Raw genomic sequence first — 17589 nt, forward strand, 5'->3', positions numbered from 1 at the left:
AGGTGTCGATGTTGAGGTACAAGCCGCTGAGCGGCCGCAGCCTCCGCGCTCGGACTCTGTCCGCGCAGAAGGTCGAGGCCAGAGTCGGCAGCAAGGTCCTTAACAGAATGACCAGCCTCCGGCATGCCGGTCTCCCGTAAGGTCTAGCGCACTACAAATCGACTTGCAAATGAGAATCAATCTCATTATGCAAGAAGGCGTGACACGATCTTCCGAACGCGCATTCCCCGAACACGATCACCTCTTCCGTGCCCTGACCTGAAGGAGCTTCGGCATGAACTGGGACAGCCCGGACACGCGATTTCACGTCGTGGTGAATGACGAGGAATAGTACTCGATCTGGCCCGACCATAAGCCGGTTCCTGCCGGTTGGCGCACGGTCGGTGTCAGCGGCCCCAAGGAGGACTGCCTCGCCCACATCGAGCGGGTGTGGACCGACATGCGTCCGCTCAGCCTGCGCCGCGCCTTGGGCGATGCGGCCTGACCTGCCGTGCCCGATCCCGTATTCCCGATGAGGGAGATGTGCCCATGACCGCGACCATCCACCCTGCACCGGATCCGCACCGACCGCCTGGACGAGCATGCCGCCGCCATGGGCGCGCGGCTGACCGGCCATCTGCGGGCAATTCAGGCCGACCATCCCTGCCTGAGCGACGTGCGGGGACCGGGCCTGATGATCGGCGTCGAGATCGTGGATGAGCGCCGGCCGTCTCTGCGGCTGGGTGCCCGGCCGATGGCGAGCTTGCCCGGTCGCTGCAGCGCCGCTGCCTGGAACAGGGTTTGATCCTGGAGCTGGGTGGGCGCCATGGCGCCGTGTTGCGGTTCCTACCACCGCTGATCCTCAGCGCCGCAGAGATCGACGAGATCTCCGCCCGCTTCCGGACTGCCCTGCGGGCCGCTCTGGCCGACCGGGCGGCGGGCGCGGCCTCCACCAGCCTCGCGGCGGAATAAGCGGGCCGATAGATGCTAGTAACTCTTAATCTCATTGAAGACGCGGCGCTGCTGTCGCTGGCGCAGGAGCGCTTGTGGCTGCTCCACCGCCTGGACCCGGCGGATGCCACCTACAATCTGACGCGCGTCTTCCGTCTGGAGGGCGCCCTGGATGCGGCGGCCCTGGAGCGGGCGCTGGAGGAACTGGCCTGGAGGCACGCCATCCTGCGGACGAGGTTCGATGAGCGGGACAGGGCGCCGCAGCAGGTGGTGCTGTCCCGTCCGACCCTGCGGTTGACGCGGGAGGCCTTCCAGCCCGGCGAGGCTGCGCTGGCGGAGCGGATCCGCGAGGAGACGCGGAGGCCATTCGACCTCTCCGCCGGCCCGCCGGCCCGCCGATCCGCGCAACGCTGCTGTCGCTGGCCGGCGGAGGGTCGGTGCTGCTGCTGGCGATGCACCACATCCTGTCGGACGGTCCGTCAAACCCAAACCTGGCGCGCGACCTGATGACCGCCTATGTCGCCGCCCTGGCGGATCCGGAAGCCGACCCGACCGCGCTGCTTCACCCGCTGGCCCTGCAATATGCCGATCATGCGCGGGCACAGCGCGACGAGGCGGCGCAGGGGCGCATCGAACGGGCGGTCGAGCGAGCCGTCGAGCGGCTCGGCACCGGCATCCCGACCCTGGAACCGCAGACCGACTGGTCGCGCCCGAGCGTTCGCGGCAGCGCCGGGGCGCGGGTCGAGTTCTCCTTGCCGGATGAGACGGTTTCCGCCCTGCGCGCTCTCGCGCGGGCGGAAGCCTGCACGCCCTTCATTCCGCTTCTGGCGGCATGGCAGTCCCTGCTCGGCCGCTGGTCCGGGCAGGATGATTTCGCAGTCGGCGTGCCGGACGCCGGACGGAACGACGAGGAACTGGAGCCGCTGGTCGGCTTCTTTGTCGAGACCCAGGTCTTCCGGGTTCGCCTGACGCCCGGCCTGACCGGCCGCACCCAGTGCCGGCGGTTGCGCGGCGAGGCGCTGGCGGCGCTGAGTGACGGCGCCGCCCCCATCGAACGCTTGCTGGAGCGGCTCGATCCGGTGCGGGACGGCAGCCGGACGCCGCTGTTCCAGACCCTGCTGAACCTGCGGATGGAGGCGCCCGCTACTTTGCGGTTGCCGGGGCTGACCGTGACGCCGCTCCCGGTGGCGGAGACCGCCGCCAAGCTGGCTCTGACGCTCGACGTGGCGGTGGGGGAGGCGGGGGCGATCTGCGCGATCGACTATGCCACCGACTTGTTCGATGCCGCGACAGCCGAGTGTTTGGCAGCCGGCTTCCGCGCCTTGCTGGCCGACCTGCCGCTGATGGCGCCGGTGGCGCGAGCGGAGGAGCTGACGCGCTGGAACGACACCGCCGTGGCGCTGGATCCGGCGGCGGACCTCGTGGCGATGGTGGAACGCACCGCCGCCGACCTGCCGGACTGCGTCGCCCTAGTTTGCGGCGAAGCCGCGCTGACCTACCGAGCCTTGAACGCACGGGCCAACCGGCTCGCCCGCTGGCTAGCCGCCCGCGGGGTCGGTGCCGACAGTCTGGTGGCGGTGGCGCTGCCGCGCGGGGTCGATCTGCCGGTCGCGCTGCTGGCGATCCAGAAGGCGGGCGGCGCCTATCTGCCGCTCGACCTCGACCAGCCGGCGGCGCGCAATGCCCACATCCTGGCCCATGCCCGGCCGGTGCTGGTGATCGACGCGCCGCTGGCGGAGTTCGCCGCCGGATACGAGGAGTTGGCGGACGCCAATCCCGGCCGCCCGGTGCATCGGCGCCAGCTCGCCTACACGCTCTACACCTCGGGATCGACTGGCGTGCCGAAGGGCGTGCAGATCGACCGGCAAGCCTTCGCCAGCTTCCTCTACGCCTTGCAGGCGCAGATCGGCCTCGCCGCCGATGACCGGCTGCTGGCGGTGGCGACGCTGGGCTTCGACATTGTCGGGCTGGAGCTGTTCCTGCCGCTGGTCGCCGGTGCCCGCGTCATCCTCGCCACGCGCGAGCAGGCCCACGATCCGCAAGCCCTCGCCGGGCTGATCGAACGCCACGGCATCACCGTCCTGCAGGTGACGCTGGCGACTTGGCGCATGCTGCTGGACGTCACCGAACAGTCGTGGCCGGGCCTGCGCGCGGTGTGCGGCGGCGAGGCGCTGGGCGCCGGGCTGGCCCGTGGCCTGCTGGAGCGCGGCGTGCGGCTGCTGAACGTCTATGGCCCGACCGAAACAACCGTCTGGTCCGCCGCCTGGCCGGTGGAGCGGGCCGGGGAGGGCGACGGCACGGTTCCCATCGGCCATGCCGTCGCCAACAACCGCCTTCACATCCTGGACCGCCGACTGGAACCGGTACCAAGCGGCGTCGCCGGTGACCTGTGGATCGGCGGGCTGGAGCTGGCGCGCGGCTATGGCGGACAACCAGGCCTGACCGCGGCCTGCTTCCTGCCGAACCCGTTCCCCGAGGACGGCGCACCCGGTGCCGGTTCCGGCAGCCGCATCTATCGCACCGGCGACCGCGCCCGGCGGCGCACCGATGGCGCCATAGAATTCCTGGGCCGCCGCGACCATCAGATGAAGATCCGCGGCTTCCGCATCGAGGCGGCGGAGGTGAAAGCGGCGCTCGACAGCCTCCCGCAGGTGCGCCACTCCGTCGTCGCCGCCCATATGCCGACCGCCGGTGATGCGCTGCTCTGCGCCTATCTGGTGACGACCGACGGGACGGAGCTGCCCGACCTGCACGCCCATCTCGCCGCCCGCCTGCCGACCGTCCCCGGCTGCACCGCCGGCCTGTATCTGCAGGGCTGCTGCGAGGCGACGCACGGCCTCAGCGACACCCTGCTCTCGATCCTGCCGATCCGTGCGCAGGAAATCGCCACGGCCCTGACGGCGGACGCCGAGCGGGGCCGCGGCCAACAAATCCGCAAAACGACATCAGCACAGTGACGAATGGGGGACTTTGAGAATGAAGACCATTGGGCAGCCCCGACGCCGTCGGGGAATTAACAGGGGGCGCGTCCGCCTGCTGGGGTCGGTCGCGGCGGCAGCCCTGCTGCTGCCGGCCGTCGCACTGGCTCAGACTGCGATCCGGAATGCGGCGCAAAACACCGGCAATGCCTCGTTGGAGACGATGACGCTGCCGACGATCGACGTCAGTGCCGACCGCCAGCGCGACGCCAACCCGCCGACCACCGTCGGCTCCAAGCTGCCGTCGGCGCCGCGCGAGGTGCCGCAGACCGTCATCACGGTGCCGCGTGAACGCATCGAGGAACAGAAGCTCATCACGCTGGAAGACGCCATGCGGCAGACGCCCGGCGTCACGGTGGAGCCGATCGACGGCAACCGCCTGAACTTCTATTCGCGCGGCTTCGAGATCACCAACCTGCAGTTCGACGGCGTGCCGACGACGCTGGACGACCGCATCTTCGCCTCGCCCGATCTGGCGATGTATGAGCGGGTCGAGGTGCTGAAGGGACCGGCCGGCCTGCTGAACGGCATGGGCGGGCCGGGCGGCGCCGTCAATCTGGTTCGCAAGACCCCGAAGAAGACGCTGGAAGGCTATGGCGAACTGACCGCCGGCTCCTACGCCAACTATCGCGGCGAAGGGGACATCACCGGTTCGCTGAACGAGTCCGGTAGCCTGCGCGGGCGCTTCGTCGGCGCCTATCAGGACCGCAACGCCTTCCAGGACTGGACGGAGCAGCGCCGTGGGCTGGCCTATGGCAGCATCGCCGCCGACCTGACGCCCGACACCACCCTGACGGCTGGCGCCTGGTACCAGCGCATGAGCTACCAGGGCGCCTGGAACCTGCCGGCCTATGCGTCGGTGGTGGGTGGGCGGCCGCAACTGCGCCTGCTCGACGTCGACCGCTCGACCTCGCTGGGCGAGAAGTGGAACGAGGACGTCTTCACCACCAAGGGCGGCTTCGCCGACCTTGAGCACAAATTCGACAATGGCTGGGCGGTGAAGCTGGCCACCCATTACATCGACAACGAGATGGACCGGAAGATGGCGTATGCCTATTCGCCGGTCACGCCGGGGGTGAACCGGACGACGCTGTTCGCCCAGAAGGTCCGCTACGACCAGGAGCAAATGGGCGCCGACCTGTCGGCCACCGGCAATTTCGGGCTGTTCGGCCTGACCCATGAGGCGGCCGTCGGCGCCAATTACGAGCGGACGACCTTCCGCCACCGCGCCGCCAATCCGGTCGGCAACTGGTCGGTGACGCAGAACATCTTCTCGCCCGACGCCTCGGCGGCAGAGCCGGCTTGGCGCGACTGGCAGAAGGACACCAAGACCACCACCGACAGCTGGGGCACCTACGGCGTTCTGCGCCTGAAGCTGGCCGAGCCGCTGAAGCTGATCGTCGGCGGGCGGATGAACTGGTGGCAGACCAAGGTCGATGCCGACGCCCTGGCCGGCACCCCGGAAAGCAGCGCGTCCGTCCGCGGCAAGGTCACGCCCTATGCCGGCCTCGTCTACGACGTCAACTCCACTTACGCCCTCTACACCAGCGTCTCGCAGGTGTACGAGCCGCAATCCTACGTCGATGCGTCTGGCAAGGTGCTGGAGCCGCTGAAGGGGCGGCAGTATGAGGCCGGCATCAAGGCCGATTACTTCGGGGGCCGCCTGCACGCCACCGCCTCCGTCTTCCACATCGAGGAGGAGAACCGGCCGCAGTCCGACCCGCGCTTCCCCAACCAGTCGATCTACGTCTCCGGCGGCAAGGCGCAGAGCCGCGGCTTCGAGCTGGATGTCTCCGGCGAGATCCTGCCGGGTTGGGACATCTATGCCGGCTACACCTTCACCCGTGCCAAGAGCCTGGACAGCAGCGCCAACGCGGCGAGCGCCTTCACCGCCATCGCGCCGATGCATCAGGTGAAGCTGTGGACCAACTATCGCCTGCCGGAGAGCATCGACGACCGGCTGAGCGTCGGCGGCGGCGTCACCGCCCAAAGCTCCATGTACAACGAGTTCCCGTCGCTGGGCGGCGCTCGCCTGACCCAGGGCGGCTATGCGACGGTGGACGCCCGCGTCGCCTATGATGTGACGGAGAAGGTGACGGCGGCGGTCAACGTCAAAAACCTGTTCGACCGCACCTATTACCAGCGCGTCGGCACGCCGCAGTCCGGCAACATCTACGGCGAGCCGCGCACGGTGCTGCTGACCCTGCGGGCGAAGCTGTGACGGAGGCGAAGGCCCTGCGGCAGCGGACCGTTGCCGGCAATGGTCCAAAGCGGAGGCCATCGCGCCTCCGCACCGCCGCGCGGGTGACGGCGGCGGTCTTCGGGGCCTACGGCTTCGCCTGGGGCATCGCCGCCTTCGGGGCGGAATTGGGGACTGTGGCCGGTATGGCCCCGGCGGAAGCGGTGACCGCCGCCAGCCTGCTCGCCCTGCTGGTCCTGCCGGCGGTGTCGCTGTGGGCCTTCGCGGTGCCGCGAGCCGGTGTCGGCTGGGCAGTGCTGGGCGGCGGTGCGGTCGTGATGATCGCCGCGTCGCGGCTTGTCGGAATCACGACGCCATGACGGCGGGAAAGCGCAAGCTGATCAGCCCGGCGCTGCGCGCCGCGATGCTGTGGCCGCACACCTGGGCGGGAGTGACGCTCGGCGGGCTGCTGATGCTGGTCTTCTTCATGGGCTCGCTGGCGGTCTTTGCCTCCGAGATCGACCGCTGGATGATGCCGGACACCCGGATCGGCGCGGTGGAGGCGCCGGAGGCGGCGGTTTCGTTGGACCGGACGGTGGTGCCGCTGATGGAGCGGCTCGCCGCCGGACGGACTGTCCGCGACTGGTATGTGCAGCTGCCGGACGAACGGCGCCCGGTGATGGCCTTGCGGGTGCGCACCGAAAACGGCACTGCCGGCGGCATGGCGACCGCCGGCGGCACGCTGCTGCCGCCGGTGGGAACGCTGGGCGCCAGCTCCTTCTTCTATCCGCTCCATTACAGCCTGCATCTGCGGGCGGGCTTCGTCGGCTATTGGATCGTGTCCTTCGCGTCGGTGGCGATGCTGGCCGGGCTGATCTCCGGCGTCATCATCCACGCACGGATCTTCAAGGATTTCTTCACCTTCCGCAGCTGGGGCCAACTTCGCCGCTCGCTGCTCGACCTGCACAACCTGACTGGGGTGCTGGTGCTGCCCTTCCATCTGATGATCACCTTCACCGGGATCGTCATCATCCTGCCGATCGTGCTGCCGGCCGGCGTCCAGGCGCTCTATGGCGGGTACGTGCAGCGCTTCTACGACGACGCGCTCGGCAACTACAGCCGGCCGCGCACCGGCATCCCGGCGGCGGCGGCACCGCTCGACCCGATGGTGGCCGAGGCCAGACGCCTATGGGGCGGGGGCGAGGCGGCGGTGGTCTTCGTCTACAATGCGGGTGATGCCGCATCGGTGGTCCGCATCAACCGCGACACCGGCGACCGCATCAGCCTGGATGTCCAGCCGGTCTTCTTCGACGGCGTGACCGGCGCGCTGCTGAAGTACCAGCGGCCGGGACCGATGGTGGCGGCGCACCGGGTGATGTCCGGACTGCACTTCGCCGCCTTCGAGCATTGGCCGCTGCGCTGGCTCTATTTCCTGTTCGGCTTGACCGGCTGCGTGCTGATCGGCACCGGCATGCTGCACTGGATGGAGAAGCGGCGCGTCGTCCATGGCCTGCCCGGCGTGGGCTGGCGCAGCGTCGCCGCGCTGACCTGCGGCACCACCACCGGGCTGCTGATCGCCACGCTGGCGATGATGGCGGCCAACCGCCTGCTGCCGTCCGGGGCGCCGTCACGCGAGCTGGTGGAGGTCGGCGTCTTCTTCCTGAGCTGGATCGCCGGCGCCGTTCACGCCGCGATCCGCACCAAACTCGATCCGCCCTGGAGCAGCCAGTGCGCCGCCGTCGCCCTGCTGGCCGCGGCCTGCGTGCTGTTGAACTGGATCACCACCGGGGACCATCCCGTCCGGGCAACTGCGGCCGGCGACTGGGCGGTGGTCGGCGTCGACGCCGTGCTGGCGCTGACGGCGGCCGGTGCCTGGCGCGTCTCCAAGTGTCTGGCCCGGCGTACGCGGCCAGAACTGTCCACCCTGTCGAAGCTGACCGATCATGCCTGATGTCCTGTCCTTCCCCGCGATCTTCGGGCTCTGCTACCTCGCCTTCGGGGCGCTCGCCCTGACGGTGGAGCGGCATTGGCGCGATCTGGTCGATTCCGGGCGAGCTCTGCCGCGGCGGACGGTCCATCGCCTGCGCTGTGCCGCGGCGCTGTGCATGGCGGCGGCCTTGTCTGCCGCGGTGCACCGGGACGGCGCCGGCTTCGGCATCCTGCTCTGGGTGCTGGCGCTGACCGCGGCTGCGCTCGCCGTCAGCGTCACGGTCACATGGCTGTGCAGGCCGGCGCGCGGCCGGACGCGGTGACGCTTCGGACGAGGCCGGCGACCCTGTCCGGGTCGATCACCAGATCCTCCCCGCTGCGGGTCACGCCGAAGGTGGCGATGTGCAGGGTGCCGCTGGCGCCGATCAGGTCGAGCGTCTCCTTGACATAATGGCCGGATCAGGTCAGTGCCAAGGCCAGCCTTGGCGGAGCGGGAGCAGGGGATGATTCGGTCATACCCGCACGCCCGGCAGAAGTTCCGTCTCCGGGTTGCGCAGCAGGCCGCAGCCGGGATTCGCGCGGCCGGCAAGTGCCTCTTCCATCAGGCTGTGGTTGTCGCGATGGATGCACCAGCTCTCGCCGGAGAAGCGCGCGCGCCAGTGCGGAAAGGCCGCGTCGACCAGCCCGTCGCGCGCCAGCGACGCCGCATCGGTCGCCGCGCAGGGGCAGGGTCCCGACTTGACCAGCACCAGCGCCGCCGCATCCAGCTCCACCGCCAACCAAGCCGCGAGACTGTCGGAGGTGACCTCCCAGCTTTCGGCGATCTCCGGCCGGTCCAGCACCATGGCGGACGGCAGCCACACCGCCGGCATCCGTGCCCGGATCAGCGACCGCAGCCGCTCGTGCGTCGCCGCCGTCTGCAGGGTCGGGCAGATGCCGTGCAGCATCAGCCCGAACTGCTCCATCGCCAGCAGGGCCATGCGATGGGCGAGGCGGTCGTCGAAGCGCCAATTGTCCTGGGCGTCACGGACGGCATCGGCGAACGGGCCGCCACCCGGCACGATGACCAGAGGGTGGAGATGGCCGGGACGGGCGATCAGGTCCAACCAGGTTCCCAGCCGGTGCCAGTCCGACAGGCTGCCGCCGATCTTGATCACCCAGGGCCGCGCCGCGGTGTCTGGCGATCCGTCTTCTGGCGATGCGTTGGCCGTCATCGGATCAGCTCCGCCGGTCGGCCAAGTGGTTGGCCATGACCATCAGGCGATGTGACGCCGGCAGGGACGATCCCGGCATCTGGTCGCGCGTCCGCTCCAGCCGGATGCCGGGAACCGCGACCCCGTCGTAAATGTCCAGCTTCGCCACCGACACGCGGGCCGACTGCACCTGTTCGTGGGCCAGACACATGCGGGCGATCTTCTCCGCCAGCATCTCGACCAGATTGGTGTGCTCGTCCATCAGGATCCGTTTCAACCCGGACAGCAGATCGTCATAGGACAGCACGTCGCCGATATCGTCGGAGAACTGGGCTTCGTCCTGGCGAACCTGCAGCAGAAGATCGATGCGCACCCGCTGAGGCGCACCACGCTCGTAATCGAAGACGCCGATCCGGCAAGGCAGGACGACATTCTCCAAGAACAGCTCATAGAGGCCGGCCGGGATGGAGGACAGTCGGGCGTCGGCCGTGGCCGCGCCGCGCGCGCATTGGGCGGAAAGGATCGTTTCGAGCATCGGTGCCGTCCTCCTGGCAGTTGTCCGGCGGGGCCTGGCGCGGATCGGATGTCTGGCAGGCCGTTTTGTACCTTATCGGCGACCGGAGGAGGGCATGTGTTCGAATGCGACACCGAATTGAGGATTCCCGCCGCCGCCCGCCTGATTTCCCGGAGTTGAGCGTGCTCCGTACCTGCCGCATCAGGTCAAGCCGGCGAACTCGTGCGCGGCGGCAAGCGGGCTGTGCCGATGGCTCTGGCGGTCGCTTCGCGGTGCGATGCCGAAATGATCGCGGTAGCATTTGCTGAAATGGGTGGCGGAAATGAAGCCGCAGCTGATCGACACCTCCATCACCGACATGCGGGTCTGGCACAGCAGCTGCCGCGCCCGCTTCATCCGGAGGCCGAGATAGTATTTCGCCGGCGAGCAGTTCATGTATTTGCGGAACAGCCGCTCCAGATTCCGGCGGGACTGGCCCAGCTCCGCGGCGAGCGTCAGCAGGTCCAGCGGTTCCTCGATGTTGGCCTGCATCACCGCCACGGCGGCGTTGAGATCTTCGTGATCCAGCACCGGATTGGCATGCAGTTCTTCCTGCTGGCGGATGCTGCCGGCCCGGATCTTGGTGTGGAGAAGCTGTTCGGCGATGTCCATCGCCAGCTTCTCGCCATGCCGGGCGGCGATCAGGTGCAGCATCATGTCGGTGGCGGCGGTGCCGCCCGCGCAGGTGAAGCGGTTGCGATCGATGGTGAACAGCTCCCCCGTCGCCTCGATCTCCGGGAAGGTCTCGGCGAAGCCGGCCATGTTCTCCCAATGGATGGTGCAGCGGTAGCCGTTCAGCAGGCCGGCCCGGGCCAGGATGTGGCTGGCCGTGCACAGGGCGCCGAAGGCGATCCCCTGGGCGGCCGACCGCCGCATCCACGAGAACACCGCCCGATCCTCGTACCAGTGGCCTCCGATGCCGCTGCACACCATCACGGTGGACAGCTGAGGGGCGTCGGCGATGGCGTGGTCAACGCAGATCCGGATGCCGTTGCTGGCCCGCTCGACACCGCCGGTCGGAGAGAGCAGCACCCAGCGATACAGTTCCTTGCCGCTGATGTGGTTGGCAAGGCGGAGAGGCTCCACCGCCGCGGTGAAGGCGATCATGGAGAAATCGGGAACCAGGAGAAAACCGATCGTGTCGACCTTGGAACCGCCGGACTGCTGTTCAATGCACTTCATTGTCCCGTGCCCCTCTTCCGCTTTCCTGTTCGTATCGTGGGTCGCGAATGGTCGGCGAACACGCTGTTTACCCGTGGCCTTGTTTGCTTCGGCGGCCACGTTCGGACGGGCGTGGGATCAATCCCTTTCCGCGCCATCGAACTTTTATGACAAGCAGCCTACGCAGGTTGCGGCCCGGTGACATTGAACAAAGCGGACATAATTCTTGAAGAAGCACGACGTTGATCGAGTCAGGATTGTTTTTAGTGCCAATCATCCGTATGTGCGAACGATAATATCATCCGGCGAGGTAATCCTGCATGTCCCAAACGGATGATCCTGGATGAACTTCGGACCCGGTCCTTATCAAAAGGCACCGTCAAGTTGGCGTTGGACGGGTTGTCGGCGCGGGCGAAGTCGACCTTGGCGCATAAATCGGCGGAAGATTGGCTGCGGCAGGATAGCGGGGTAGGAAAGCGGCCCTGCTGAAGCCGAGCACCCGCTACCGCGTCGAGAACTGGACTGCCTGCGATGCGGCGCTACGCCGGCGCTCCTTGGGCGAGGTGGCGATGATGCGCTACAAGCACCTGATCGGGCGCAGCCTCCGGGCTCGAAGTCTGTCCACGCAAAAGGTCGAGACCGCCCTAGGTTGCAAGGTGATGAACATTATGACCAGCTTGGGCATGCCGGCCACCCGCAAGGTCGTTTGATTATCGCTGGTCGCCGGTGGACTCCGCCCTCACGCGGATTTGCGCGCCAAGGTCGGCGCGTGCGCGTGTCCCCGCCGTGATCGGGTAAAGCTTGAATTCCAGGGCGAATCTGTCCAAGTTCGGGGAACCATGACCCTGCCTTACCGCCATATCCGTAACCTCCTGCGTGCAGGCCGCGTTCACGCGGGCTCGCTCGCCCCGGATCTGGTCGCCTGAGGCAAGGCCCCGGACCGTCCGGGGCCAACCTAATCTCCGAATTCATGAGATCCGCCCGACCCGCGTCTATGCGGCCGTCGGGTTACCACGTGCAACCACTGCATGACCGATGAGGCGCCCACCGGGAGGCGCCGCCGGGCGGTCGGTGCATGTGCTTGCCGAGAAAAACAAAGGAAGACCTCGATGCGCCCCGTAGACCAGTTTCCGCCCATCGTGATGACCGCCACTGACCATGACCGCCTCTCGACCCTGGTCGAGGCTGTCTCCGATAAGCAGCCCGATGTCTACGAGTACCTCACGGCCGAACTGGATCGGGCTGCGGTGATCAACGGCAACGAGATCGCGCTGGCGGTGGTCACGATGGGCGCCCGCGTAACGTTCCGGGACGAGGTCAGCGGACAGGAGCGGACCGTCACCCTGGTGTATCCGCATGACGCCGACCTCGCGGCCGGTCGTGTGTCGGTGCTGACTCCTATTGGCGCAGCTCTCATCGGTGTCGCGGAAGGGCAGTCGATCGCATGGTACACACGTGCCGGCGAGATGAAGACCCTCACCATCCTGGCCGTCGAGCGTCCCACCGAGGACCAGGGCGCCGTCGCCGCCTGATCCATGGCCTGAAGAGCGACGGTATCGCCGCGGGTTTGGGAAACGGGTTTGACCGGCCCCGAACCCGCGGATGGTTCAACGCGACGATGTCACCGGCGCCTCAGTGATGTGGTTCAAACGCCCCTAGCTGTTTGGTCCCGGCATTTGATGGTGCATCCTACCTGCAGGAACGGATGGATGCGCTGTGGGCCAAGTACTCCATGGGAGCGCGACGACGACAGAGGCGATCCGTCGAGCGATACAACATAGTCAAAAGAGCCTGAGGGTTCTGGCCAAACGCTACGGGATCAACCCGAAGACGGTTGCCAAGTGGAGAGCGCGGCCCACGGTAACCGACGAGAAGACCGGTCCCAAGGCACCTCGTTCGACGGTGCTGTCGGTGGAAGACGAGGCAGTCATCGTCGCCTTCCGGCGCTATACCCTGCTGCCGCTCAATGACTGCCTCTATGCCCTGCAGCCTGCAATGTTCGTCGCCATTGATCGAATGTCGAAGTTCGCCTTTGTCGAACTGCATGAGACGGCGACGACAGCGACCTCCAGGGACTTCCTGCTATGCCTGATCGCCGCCGTTCCGTACAAGATTCACACGGTGCTCACCGACAACGGCATCCAGTTCACCACACCGGGCGGCGGATCGGCCGTCCCGCTGATCAAGGAAGCTATCGCCAAGGGCGAGGCCTGGTTGATCGACAGATCGGCCAGCGGCTGGCCCATCACCAATCATCCCACTTCATACGGACCGGTCCGCCCACGCCCCGCTGGTGGCGATCCGCCGTGCCGCCGTCTCGATCAGCTGGTATTTCACACTGCTGACGGTGGCTTCCCGGAACCAGTTGATCAGGTCGCCCCAGGGATCGACGATCTTGGCGAGGCCGGAGACGAACGCGACGACCGCACCGACGTCGATGTCTCCCCGCACCACGTACCAGCCGCCGATGCCAAGAATCACGGCGACGCCGAGGTGGTGCAGCAGGTTCATCAGGAAGTTCATCCCGAACTTCAGCGTGTAGATGCCCATATTCAGCGCGAAAACGGTGTCGATGCGCTTGAGCTGGTCCCGGCTGTCGGCCACCGTGCTTCCGGTGCTGCCGATCATGTTGCTGCTGATCTGGCGCAGCGTCCTGATGCGCATCGCCGCCCGCCGGTTGATCGCCCGCTGGATCAGCGGAACGATGATCATCTGCGGCAGGAAAACCAGCGCGCTGACCAACGCGAATTCCAGCCGCAGATGGGCGATGTAGACGAGCACGCTGACCAGGATGCCGGTCTGTAGCAAGGGTTCTGACACGCTGATGCCGACAAAGTTGCCGATCGGTTCCGCTTCCGACAGGACCAGCGCGATTTCCACGCCCTCCTCTTCCTGTGAATCGTGCCGGCGCGGAACGCAGCGGGCCAAGCCGAGGATGGTCATGCGCAGATGCCGCACCGCCCTTTCGCTGACCCAGCCACGGTAGAGGTTCAGGATGAACTTGAGCACACCTTCGAGGAGCGCGATGCCGAAATAGGCGACCGACAGCCAGACGATCGCGGACAGCGATCTCGACGAGATGGCATCATTGACGATGCGCCGCTGGATCTCGAGCGGCCAGATGCTCAAAAGGAAGACCATGATGGAAAGGACCGCCAGCCCGACTTGATGCTTGCCGCTGTGGCGCCAGACATAGCCGCCGACCGACGCCGGCAGCGGCCCGGTGCCTTGTTCGCGCAGCGCAACTCCGGCGGCTGCCCGTTCTTCCATCATGCCGGCGCGCCTGACGCCGCCCGCCGCGAGTGCCACCGGCCGGCCGTGGCAGCGCTGTCGAGACCGTTCTTCATGTCGCCCGTTCCCCTGTACGTTGCACCGCCACGCATCACTCGTAGCGCAGCGCTTCGATCGGCTGGAGGCGGGACGCCTTGCGGGCCGGGTAGAAGCCGAAGAAGACCCCGATCACGGCCGCAAAGCCGACCGCCAGAAGGATCGCCGGCATGCTCAATTCCGTCTGCCAGTGCGCCCAATGTCCGATGGTGAAGGAGGCGGCGGCACCGACGGCGATCCCGATCAGCCCGCCGGTCAGCGACAGCGTCAATGCTTCGATCAGGAACTGGCCCAGGATGTCGCGGCTGCGCGCTCCGACGGCAAGGCGCAGTCCGATCTCCCTGGTCCGCTCGGTCACGCTGACCAGCATGATGTTCATGATGCCGATTCCGCCCACCACCAGCGACACCGAGGCCACCGCCGCCAGCAGCAGCGTCAGCACGCGCGACGATGCCTCCTGTGCCTGGGCGACCTCCGACAGGTTGCGGATCCAGAAATCATCGTCCTGTGCGGGCTGAAGACGGTGGCGCTGCCTCAGGAGGTCGTGGATCTGCGTCCCGGCGGCATGCATGTCGGCACCCTCGCGCATCTTGACCAGGATGGCGCCCACCGCCCGCCGGCTCACCTCGCTGCCGCCCAGCACGCGGTTGCGCGCCGTGCTCAGCGGCATGACGACTGTGTCGTCCTGATCCTGCCCCTGCATGCTTTGGCCCTTGCGATCCAGCACGCCGACCACGGTGAACGGCACCTTCTTGATGCGGATCAGTTGGCCGACCGGATCCGCGCTGCCGAACAGGGTGGACGCCACCGTCTGGCCGAGCACCGCCACCTTGGCCGCGCGGTCCTCTTCCGCTTGTTCGAAGGGCCTGCCCTGAGCGACGCCCCAATCCCGTGCCGCCAGAAAGTCGGTGGTGGTGCCGAAGATCACGGTGGACCAGTTGAGGTTGCCGTAGATGATCTGGGCCGTGCCGCGCACCCCCGGCGCCGCGACCAGAATCTCGGGGATTTCCCGCTGCAGGGCCTGGGCGTCGTCCTCGCTCAGCGTCATCTGGGTGCCGAAGCCCAGACGCACGCCGCCGGAGGTGATCGCGCCGGACACCACGATGATGAGGTTGGAGCCGAGGCTGTCGATCTGTTGGGCGATGCGCGCTTCCGCTCCGGCGCCGACCGCGATCATGGTGATGACCGACGCCACCCCGATGATGATCCCCAGCATGGTCAGCATGCTGCGCATGAGGTTGAGGCGCAATGCCGCGAACGCGATGCGGATGGACGACAGGGGGTTCATGCCGCGGCTCCCGGCTGCTGCAAGCCCGCCAGCACCTCGGACGCCACGCGGGGTGCGACGACCGGCCGGTCGTCGATCAGCCGGCCATCGCGAAAGCTCAGCGTGCGCCGGGCGAAGGCTGCGATGTCCGGCTCGTGGGTCACCAGCACGACCGTGATGCCGCGCGCATTGAAGCCCTGGAACAGCGCCATGACCTCGATGCTGGTGCGCGAGTCGAGTGCGCCGGTCGGTTCGTCGGCCAGGATCAGCAGCGGGTCGTTGACCAGCGCACGGGCGATGGCGACGCGCTGCTGCTGGCCGCCCGACAATTGCGAGGGATGATGCCATGCCCGCCCGGCAAGGCCGACCTCAGTCAGGCGGGCGAGGGCGCGGCGGCGGCGCTCCTGGGCGGATAGGCCGGCGTAGACGAGCGGCAGCTCCACATTTTCGACCGCCGGCGTGCGCGGCAGCAGGTTGAAGCCCTGGAACACGAAGCCTACCAGACGGTTGCGCACCCCCGCCAGTTCATCGGGAGCAAGGTGCGACACATCGCGCCCGTCGAGGCGGTAGAGGCCGGCGCTGGGGCTGTCGAGGCAGCCGAGCAGGTTCATGAAGGTGGACTTGCCCGATCCCGACGGCCCCATGACGGCCACGAACTCGCCGGCGGCGATGCGCACCGACACGTCGTTCAGGGCGAGCAGGGGCACGTCCCCCAGTCGATACTCCTTGCTCAGGTGTTCGGTCTCGATCAGCCAGTTGCCCATGGTCGGGCTCCCCGGTGGAAGGCGCAGATGTCAGAAACGGGGTCCGCCGCCCATGGACGGCATGGTGCCGGTGGCGGCAGCCGGGGCGGTTTCGCTAAGGATGACCCGTTCGCCGGCAGACAGCTTGCCCTCGACGACCTCCACCACGGTCCCGTCGGAGGTGCCGAGACGAAGAAGGCGACGTTCCGGCTGGCCGGACGAGCCGAGCACCCAGACATCGCCCGCTTGTGGGGATGGCGGCGCATCCGGCGGGGGGGCCTTGGCCGGGCGATAGCGCAGAGCGGCGTTGGGGACCAGCAGCGCGTCGTCGCGATGCTCGACGACGATGCGGACGTTGGCGGTCAGGCCGGGCAGGAGCGCCAGATCGGGATTGGGCGCCGAGATGACCACGTCGTAGGTGACGACATTCTGTACGACCTGGGGTGCTTTGCGGATCTGGAGCACCGTGCCGGCAAAGGCGCGGCCGGGGTAGGCATCCACGGTGAAATGCACCTCCTGGCCGACCCGCACCGTCCCGACATCCGCCTCGTCCACGGATGCGTCCACCTGCATGGCCGCCAGATCCTGGGCGATGGTGAAGAGCACCGGCGCCTGCAGGCTGGCTGCAACGGTCTGGCCGCGATCAACGTTGCGCTGGATGACGGTGCCGTCCACCGGCGCGACGATGCGCGTATGTTCCAGATTGATGCGCGCGCCCTGATAGGCCGCCTCCTTCTGCTGCACCAGGGCCGTCGCAGCCGCGAGGTTGGCCTGGGCGAGACTTAGCTGGGCCTCGGTGGACCGGATCGTGGCCTGTTGGCTGACCTCCTGTGCGCTCAGCGCCTCGACATCGGCCTGGGCGGCGTCGCTGGCGGACTTGGCGCTGTCACGGTCCGAAGCGGACGCATTTCCCCGCTCGAAAAGCCGTTGGGTGCGGTCGAAACTGGTCCTGGCGTTGAACAGGAGCGCCTGCGATCTGCGCAGCTGGGCCTGGACGTTGGTCAGGGTCGCGCGCGCCGCCTCCAGGTCGGCGGCTGCGCGGGCGACGGTGGCCTGCTGGGTCTGGATGCCGGCCCGGGCGACGGCGAGATCGCCTGCCGCCTGTGCCACCTGTGTTTCGAACAGCGCGGGATCGATGCGGGCGATGAGCTGGCCGGTCTTCACCTCCGTGTTGAAGTCGGCGACCAATTCGCTGATTTGTCCCGACACCTGCGATCCGACCTGCACCGTAACGACCGGATTGACGGTGCCGGACGCGGTGATCGATGCGGTGACCGCGCCGCGCGTCACCGGTCCGGTCCGATAGGCGGGAGCGGCGGTCTGGGGGGC

18 protein-coding genes and 3 pseudogenes are annotated in these 17589 nt (G+C 67.7%); 13 read left to right on the forward strand and 8 right to left on the reverse strand.

Going from position 1 to position 17589, the window contains the following annotated elements:
• From TSO5_RS23015 to TSO5_RS23055, 10 genes and pseudogenes are all read left to right on the forward strand, one after another.
• Positions 1–147 (forward strand): annotated as a pseudogene (locus TSO5_RS23015) (IS5/IS1182 family transposase); the annotation flags it as partial.
• A 190-nt stretch (positions 148–337) separates the two neighbouring features.
• Entirely contained in the window at positions 338–484 is a 147-nt protein-coding gene (locus TSO5_RS23020) for an MbtH family NRPS accessory protein (RefSeq protein WP_247870915.1), read from the forward strand.
• Positions 485–592: 108 nt separating this feature from the next.
• Positions 593–784, forward strand: a complete 192-nt coding sequence (locus TSO5_RS33015) for a hypothetical protein (protein ID WP_247870912.1) — start codon at positions 593–595, stop codon at positions 782–784.
• The gene (locus tag TSO5_RS33020) at positions 781–951 is read left to right on the forward strand and encodes a hypothetical protein (RefSeq protein ID WP_199230989.1); all 171 of its coding nucleotides are present in this window, start codon (positions 781–783) and stop codon (positions 949–951) included. The genes TSO5_RS33015 and TSO5_RS33020 overlap by 4 nt, the downstream gene beginning before the upstream one ends.
• A gap of 12 nt (positions 952–963) precedes the next feature.
• The gene (locus TSO5_RS33695) at positions 964–1437 is read left to right on the forward strand and encodes a condensation domain-containing protein (RefSeq protein ID WP_109153810.1); all 474 of its coding nucleotides are present in this window, start codon (positions 964–966) and stop codon (positions 1435–1437) included.
• Positions 1350–3887 carry an amino acid adenylation domain-containing protein gene (locus tag TSO5_RS33700; protein WP_282183527.1) on the forward strand — a complete coding sequence of 846 codons (2538 nt, stop codon included), beginning with the start codon at positions 1350–1352 and terminating at the stop codon, positions 3885–3887. Before TSO5_RS33695 ends, TSO5_RS33700 begins: the two co-directional genes overlap by 88 nt.
• 19 nt (positions 3888–3906) lie before the next feature.
• A complete protein-coding gene (locus TSO5_RS23040; RefSeq protein ID WP_109153812.1) occupies positions 3907–6129 on the forward strand; it encodes a TonB-dependent siderophore receptor in 2223 nt (740 codons plus the stop codon).
• Positions 6126–6467, forward strand: coding sequence for an iron uptake protein (locus TSO5_RS23045; protein WP_146203826.1), 342 nt, complete (start codon positions 6126–6128; stop codon positions 6465–6467). The genes TSO5_RS23040 and TSO5_RS23045 overlap by 4 nt, the downstream gene beginning before the upstream one ends.
• Positions 6464–8038, forward strand: coding sequence for a PepSY-associated TM helix domain-containing protein (locus TSO5_RS23050; RefSeq protein WP_109153814.1), 1575 nt, complete (start codon positions 6464–6466; stop codon positions 8036–8038). The genes TSO5_RS23045 and TSO5_RS23050 overlap by 4 nt, the downstream gene beginning before the upstream one ends.
• Complete coding sequence (locus tag TSO5_RS23055; protein WP_109153815.1) at positions 8031–8339, forward strand: DUF3325 domain-containing protein; 309 nt, start codon at positions 8031–8033, stop codon at positions 8337–8339. The genes TSO5_RS23050 and TSO5_RS23055 overlap by 8 nt, the downstream gene beginning before the upstream one ends.
• 189 nt (positions 8340–8528) lie before the next feature.
• On the opposite strand, the gene TSO5_RS23060 is transcribed toward TSO5_RS23055, so the two are convergent.
• The 3 genes from TSO5_RS23060 to TSO5_RS23070 all read right to left on the reverse strand — a co-directional run bounded on the left by TSO5_RS23060 (position 8529) and on the right by TSO5_RS23070 (position 10944).
• Positions 8529–9230 carry a uridylate kinase gene (locus tag TSO5_RS23060; protein WP_247870913.1) on the reverse strand — a complete coding sequence of 234 codons (702 nt, stop codon included), beginning with the start codon at positions 9228–9230 and terminating at the stop codon, positions 8529–8531.
• A gap of 4 nt (positions 9231–9234) precedes the next feature.
• Positions 9235–9744: a dihydroneopterin aldolase gene (locus TSO5_RS23065; RefSeq protein ID WP_109153816.1), complete on the reverse strand. Its 510-nt coding sequence runs from the start codon at positions 9742–9744 to the stop codon at positions 9235–9237.
• A gap of 180 nt (positions 9745–9924) precedes the next feature.
• Positions 9925–10944, reverse strand: coding sequence for a GlxA family transcriptional regulator (locus tag TSO5_RS23070; RefSeq protein WP_109153817.1), 1020 nt, complete (start codon positions 10942–10944; stop codon positions 9925–9927).
• Between the two features lie 524 nt (positions 10945–11468).
• Between TSO5_RS23070 and TSO5_RS23075 the strand changes: the two are divergent.
• The 3 genes and pseudogenes from TSO5_RS23075 to TSO5_RS23090 form a co-directional block, all read left to right on the forward strand.
• Positions 11469–11633, forward strand: a pseudogene (locus tag TSO5_RS23075) (IS5/IS1182 family transposase); the annotation flags it as partial.
• 399 nt (positions 11634–12032) lie between these two features.
• Positions 12033–12455 carry a nucleoside diphosphate kinase regulator gene (rnk, locus tag TSO5_RS23085; protein ID WP_247870914.1) on the forward strand — a complete coding sequence of 141 codons (423 nt, stop codon included), beginning with the start codon at positions 12033–12035 and terminating at the stop codon, positions 12453–12455.
• Between the two features lie 184 nt (positions 12456–12639).
• Positions 12640–13074: pseudogene (locus tag TSO5_RS23090) on the forward strand (IS481 family transposase); the annotation flags it as partial.
• On the opposite strand, the gene TSO5_RS33705 reads toward TSO5_RS23090, so the two are convergent.
• The 5 genes from TSO5_RS33705 to TSO5_RS23110 all read right to left on the reverse strand — a co-directional run.
• Positions 13038–13169 (reverse strand): hypothetical protein, encoded by a 132-nt coding sequence (locus TSO5_RS33705; RefSeq protein WP_282183528.1) that lies wholly within the window; start codon positions 13167–13169, stop codon positions 13038–13040. The pseudogene TSO5_RS23090 and the gene TSO5_RS33705 overlap by 37 nt on opposite strands.
• Before the next feature lie 16 nt (positions 13170–13185).
• The gene (locus TSO5_RS33025) at positions 13186–14232 is read right to left on the reverse strand and encodes an ABC transporter ATP-binding protein (protein WP_109153820.1); all 1047 of its coding nucleotides are present in this window, start codon (positions 14230–14232) and stop codon (positions 13186–13188) included.
• Positions 14233–14305: 73 nt separating this feature from the next.
• On the reverse strand, positions 14306–15538 hold the full coding sequence (locus TSO5_RS23100) for an ABC transporter permease (protein WP_109153821.1): 1233 nt from the start codon (positions 15536–15538) through the stop codon (positions 14306–14308).
• On the reverse strand, positions 15535–16281 hold the full coding sequence (locus TSO5_RS23105) for an ABC transporter ATP-binding protein (RefSeq protein WP_109153822.1): 747 nt from the start codon (positions 16279–16281) through the stop codon (positions 15535–15537). Before TSO5_RS23105 ends, TSO5_RS23100 begins: the two co-directional genes overlap by 4 nt.
• A 30-nt stretch (positions 16282–16311) precedes the next feature.
• Positions 16312–17589, reverse strand: a 1278-nt coding sequence (locus TSO5_RS23110; RefSeq protein WP_158282472.1) for an efflux RND transporter periplasmic adaptor subunit, incomplete at its 5' end; no start/stop codon positions are given.

Source organism: Azospirillum sp. TSO5 (assembly GCF_003116065.1).
In the GTDB taxonomy this organism is placed as follows: Bacteria; Pseudomonadota; Alphaproteobacteria; order Azospirillales; family Azospirillaceae; genus Azospirillum.